Source organism: Pseudoalteromonas sp. SG43-6, assembly GCF_014164365.1.
Classification (GTDB): domain Bacteria; phylum Pseudomonadota; class Gammaproteobacteria; order Enterobacterales; family Alteromonadaceae; genus Pseudoalteromonas; species Pseudoalteromonas rhizosphaerae.
In genome coordinates, this window is sequence record NZ_JACJEZ010000124.1 from 1 (window position 1) to 1603 (window position 1603).

A 1603-nucleotide genomic window follows, 5' to 3' on the forward strand; every position below is an offset into this window, starting at 1 on the left:
CGCCATTGCTGTCTTTAACTGTGTAAGTAAAGCTGTCGTCACCATAGTAATCTGCATTGGCGGTGTAAATGATTGCCCCCGTTGCGGTTACTTGAGTTTGCCCATTGCTTGGTGCACTGACAACCGTCACACTGCTCACATCTAAGCTGTCGCCGATATCAACATCACTGTCGTTACCCAATACGTTAACTTCAAATGAACCTTCTTCTTGCAGTTGGGCGGTGTTATCTAGCGCCACTGGTGCATCGTTCACGGCATTAATGGTCAGTGTGACGGTCGCTGGGGTTGAGCTTAAGCCTTCGCTGTCTGTTAATGTGTAGGTGAAACTAAATACCCCATTCACATCTTGGCTTGGCACGATAGCTAAACTACCATCGAGGTTAACACTGACTGTCGCAAAGTCGTACATGCCCGCCCCCGTGCCTTGGTTTTCAAGGCTTACGTTGGCAGCATTAAAGCCACTGTCTTCTACGTCTGAGTCGTTTGCTAAAATAGCTAACGTTGTTGCGGTATCTTCATCAGTCGTCACTGCATCATTAGCAACAACGGGGCGGTCATTCACCGCACCTATATTTACCGTAACGGTTCCTGGCAGTGACACACCGCCTTCGCTGTCGGTAATGGTGTAGGTGAAACTGTCTTGCCCTGTAACGTTCGCATCTGGGGTATACACAAAGGTGCCCGCGGCTTGGTCAAACACCACTTGCCCTGAGCTTGGCGCTCTGACTAAGTTAATCGTGCCCGTTGGGATGGTGTCTTCCACATCACTGGCCAGTGAACGCACATTGGTCACTGCTGATGCGGTGTCTTCATCCACACTTAAGCTGATAGCTTGTACCTCAGGGAGGTCGTTCACTGGGGTAATGGTGACTGTCACTGTTGCCGCTGTCGAGGTATTCAATGCCGCATCTTTTACCGTATAAGTAAAAGTGTCTGTCCCCGTTACGTTGCTGTTCGGTGTATACGTGGCAATGCCGTTAGTGATACTTACCGTGCCTTTACTCGCAGGTAATACGATAGCCGCTGAAGCAACCACTAGGTCATTTTCTGCATCACTGTCATTCGCTACCAAACTAAAGTTCACTGGCGTGTCTTCTGCAGTGGTGGCACTGTCATCCATGACAACCGGTGCATCTGCAACTGGCGCGACCGTTAGTGTTACTGTCTGTACTGCCGATAACGCACCGGCGCTATCACGAACTTGGAATGTAAAGCTGTCGCCGTGGTTTTCACTGCCGTCATGTTGATAACTAAAGCTACCATCACTGTTTAAGCTGACACTACCAAATTGTGGTTGACTGACCAGCTCTGCGCTGAGTATGTCGCCTGCATCATCATCGCTGGCGTTACTTAATAACCCGTTTGCAAGTGCCACGGTTAAGGTCGCGGCTTCATCGAGGTTAAACGCGAAGTTTTGCCCTACCGGCGCATCATTGGTGTTGGTTACCTCTAATGTAAATGGCGTTAAACTGGCGCTATCTGTGCCATCGTTAACACTGATAGTAATAGCCGCGTAGCTGCCTACATCCTCGTTCTGTGGCGTGCCCGCTAATTCGCCCGTGCTGGTGTCAAAGCTCGCCCAGCTTGGCTTATTAATGATGCT

Annotated in this window: 1 protein-coding gene; it reads right to left on the reverse strand. The window is 49.9% G+C overall.

Annotated elements, in window-relative coordinates; translation table 11 throughout:
- On the reverse strand, positions 1-1603 hold a 1603-nt coding region (locus H5201_RS22370; RefSeq protein ID WP_182785439.1), incomplete at both ends, for a tandem-95 repeat protein.